The organism is Pseudomonas sp. HMWF006 (assembly GCF_003061205.1).
Taxonomy (GTDB): Bacteria; Pseudomonadota; Gammaproteobacteria; order Pseudomonadales; family Pseudomonadaceae; genus Aquipseudomonas; species Aquipseudomonas monsensis.
The window spans coordinates 9,026-12,114 of record NZ_QAIU01000360.1 but is presented as its reverse complement, the minus strand read 5'-3'; the positions used below and the strand labels follow the sequence as shown (position 1 = coordinate 12,114).

Annotated in this window: 5 protein-coding genes and 1 pseudogene; 4 read left to right on the top strand and 2 right to left on the bottom strand. The window is 53.0% G+C overall.

All coding sequences use genetic code 11. The features are described 5' to 3' along the window. Positions 1-543 (bottom strand): aldo/keto reductase (locus DBR24_RS14840; RefSeq protein WP_256591490.1); only part of this gene is annotated, 543 nt, incomplete at its 3' end. 218 nt (positions 544-761) lie between these two features. Between DBR24_RS14840 and DBR24_RS14835 the strand changes: the two genes are divergently transcribed. From DBR24_RS14835 to DBR24_RS14820, 4 genes are all read left to right on the top strand, one after another. After that, positions 762-1,094 carry a hypothetical protein gene (locus tag DBR24_RS14835; protein ID WP_128615139.1) on the top strand — a complete coding sequence of 111 codons (333 nt, stop codon included), beginning with the start codon at positions 762-764 and terminating at the stop codon, positions 1,092-1,094. 16 nt (positions 1,095-1,110) lie between these two features. After that, positions 1,111-1,725: an Imm43 family immunity protein gene (locus DBR24_RS14830; RefSeq protein ID WP_123462274.1), complete on the top strand. Its 615-nt coding sequence runs from the start codon at positions 1,111-1,113 to the stop codon at positions 1,723-1,725. A 198-nt stretch (positions 1,726-1,923) separates the two neighbouring features. Further along, the gene (locus DBR24_RS14825) at positions 1,924-2,187 is read left to right on the top strand and encodes a PAAR domain-containing protein (RefSeq protein WP_128615138.1); all 264 of its coding nucleotides are present in this window, start codon (positions 1,924-1,926) and stop codon (positions 2,185-2,187) included. Positions 2,188-2,267: 80 nt separating this feature from the next. Then, positions 2,268-2,663, top strand: coding sequence for a hypothetical protein (locus DBR24_RS14820; RefSeq protein WP_123462278.1), 396 nt, complete (start codon positions 2,268-2,270; stop codon positions 2,661-2,663). A gap of 48 nt (positions 2,664-2,711) precedes the next feature. On the opposite strand, the pseudogene DBR24_RS32225 reads toward DBR24_RS14820, so the two are convergent. Then, a pseudogene (locus tag DBR24_RS32225) lies at positions 2,712-3,089 on the bottom strand (galactose-1-epimerase); the annotation flags it as partial.

Below are 3,089 nucleotides of genomic sequence, written 5' to 3'. Positions count from 1 at the left end.
CAGGCGCTGTTGCTGTGACCACGGCAGCAGGTCGAATTCGATGCCGCGTTCTTCGAGGTTGTACAGCACCTGATTGGTGGCGCAGGCCGAACTGGACAGTTCTTCGAGGTCGTCGACATCGAAATTCGACACGCCCCAACGGCCGATCTTGCCGTCCGCGCGCAGACGTTCGAAGGCTTCGACGGTTTCTTCCAGTGGGTACTGGCCGCGCCAATGCAGCAGATAGAGGTCGATGTAATCGGTGCCGAGCCGCCGCAGGCTGCGCTCGCACGCCTGGGGGATGCCTGTGCGACTGGCGTTGTGCGGGTAGACCTTGCTGACCAGAAATACCCGGTCGCGCAGGCCGGCGATGGCTTGGCCGACGACTGCTTCGGCACCGCCCTCGGCGTACATTTCTGCGGTGTCGATCAGGGTCATGCCCAGTTCGATACCTTGGCGCAACGCAGCCACTTCACGCGTGTGCGCTGCACGGTCTTCGCCCATGTGCCAGGTGCCCTGGCCAATCACTGGAACCTGCACGCCTGCGAGTTCGAGGGTACGCATGCCAACCTCCTGTGCTGATGGTCGATACCTTAGTGGGCAGCAGGATAGCGCAGGGGTTCCATGGGGTTCAAAAGCAAGAGCTCGCAGCCTGTATTTTGCATTTCGCTCTCTTTCTTTATTCCTCTACCCGTACAAGTGCGCAAGAAGTTGCGCAGTGCTTTGCCTGTTTTCTAGCCGCTAAGTCTCTGCAGGCCACGTAGATCGTTACTCATGACAAAATGCAGGCGCTCATCCCCGAGGAAGTATGGGGACGGCAAGCCAGTTTCTTCTCAGATATAGGGATGGGTGGAGAGCGGGATAAGAAAGAAAACGGTTTGTTGATGCCCGACAGTGCGGATCAGGCTAAGAAAACCAAGCGCGTTTTTTACCATTGCGGATCGCAGGGTAAGGTCTATAGCCCGATGGTTAACAACATGGTAACGACCGTCAAAAGCAAATATGAGGCTGGTGTCATCGACGAAGCACAGGCGCGAACTCAGATATCCGCGATACAGACAAGATTAAGAGCAAGCCTTTCGGTGCCTGGCACAAAACAACGCCGACTTAGATAAGCAAGGAGAAGGGTTTATGGAATATTACGTGCTTTCTCAAAAGGAAGAGCCTGGTTGCCCGGCTGGCTTCTTACAGGCAGATCTCTACGATAAATTTTACTCAGATACCAAAGGTGTCGAGCATGGCTTTTTTCCTTGGTATGCGGAGAAAATCCATTACAAAACACACACGCCCTATCCAGAAGGTATGGTGCTTATTTCTAAAGATAAGTTCTATGATTTCGATATACGCAGTGTGGCGCGTTTCTACATAGTCAGTGATGATTTCATGTCTGTTTGTAGCGAGCTGGACGTAGGTGTTACTGACGCTGTGCCTATTCAAGTGGTTTCCAAAGGTGGGGAAACTATTTCATCAAAAAGCTACAATGCCGTACTTTTTGAAGAGTTGGATGCGCGCTCGGAGACTGATCCTGCTTCTACTTTCATAGAAGAGGATGGGTTGATTTTCAGGTTCAAAAAATTGGTATTACCTCCCGACTTCAAGCGTGATCTGTTCAAATTCAAGGGGTTGATTTCAGGAAGTAATACACTTATTTGCTCGCGCATATTCAAAGAGCTTGCAAAAGATATTAAAGGAGTAAATTTTACGCCTTTGGAAAGCGTGCTTTGGTCGGCTATCAAGCCAATTTGAATGTGAAAGGTTGACGCAGTTGCAATCACCAGTGAATTCCGCGCGGCTTGCTTACGGATTGCGAGCCTTCGTGAAGGTCAAGCAGTTTGTCATTGCGATCAACCAGCGTGATTTTCAACTGGCGAAAAATTCATCACCGATACCCATTGGTAAGAAGACATTTGGATGCCTGAGTAACTTGGTCAAAGGAGTGACAACATGAAAGACGCCATTCGCTTGGGCGACTCCACTACCCATGGTGGCAAGGTGCTCGAAGCCTTCTCCCGAACCGACCTCAACGGCAAGCCCATCGCCGGGCTTGGTCACAAAGTCAGCTGTCCTCTGTGCAAAGGCATTTTTCCGATAACCGAAGGTAGCAGCACCTACACCGTCGATGGCACGCCCATCGCGCTGGACGGCATGAAGACCGCCTGCGGGGCCGCGCTGATTGCCAGTGGCCCGAAAGGAGCGGTGGTCAGTTGAATTCGCGAGGGTGAGCTCTTCGTTCGCCCTCATGAATACCGCAAGTAAACAACCTGGCTTCATCCATTAAAGGAATAAACATGAAGAACACCGCTTTGATCCTCGCACTGATCGCCGCTATCGGCACTGTCAATGTCGCTCACGCAGAAGAGCTGGATGCCGCTACGTTGAAAGGGATGTACGACACTGGGCGCAACATGTCCGGGCTGATTAACCATTGCGTGGACAAGGGCTTCCTGAAAGCTGAAAGCACAGTGAACGCCAATAAAATGGTGGCGTATGTTGCCGGTGTTCCAGGTCAGATGGACAAAAGCGATGGCGACAAGAATGAGGCCCATGGTCGTAAGGGTGAGGTGTTTGCCGATGGTGAATACAAAAGCCTGGAGGCCAATCTGCCGCCGAGTCTGACGCTCAAGCAATGGTGCGCGCAGGCGGATCAAGGCATGCGCCAGGGATTGGAGCGTGTGGGGCTGTAATCCATCGAGCGTTCCCACGCTCTGCGTGGGAACGATCAGCGTTGGAGGTTATTTAGCGGAGAACTTCAGCACCACGCTCTGCTTATAAGCCTGCCCCGGATCAAGCCGAGTACTCGGGAAATTCGGCTGATTCGGCGAATCCGGATAGTGCTGTGTCTCCAGGGTAAACGCGCCCCAGTGCGGATAGACCTTGCCACCCTTGCCCTTGACCGTGCCGTCGAGGAAGTTACTGGTGTAGAACTGCACGCCAGGTTCCGTGGTGAACAGCTGCAGAACGCGACCGGACTGCGGGTCACTCACCTCAGTGGCAACCTTACTGATATCGCCCTTGGTATCCAGCGCCCAGTTGAAATCAAACCCACCCTGTTTTGGCTCGGCAAATTTCAGCTGCGGATGATCAGCCTTGATGTGCGTACCGATCGCGGT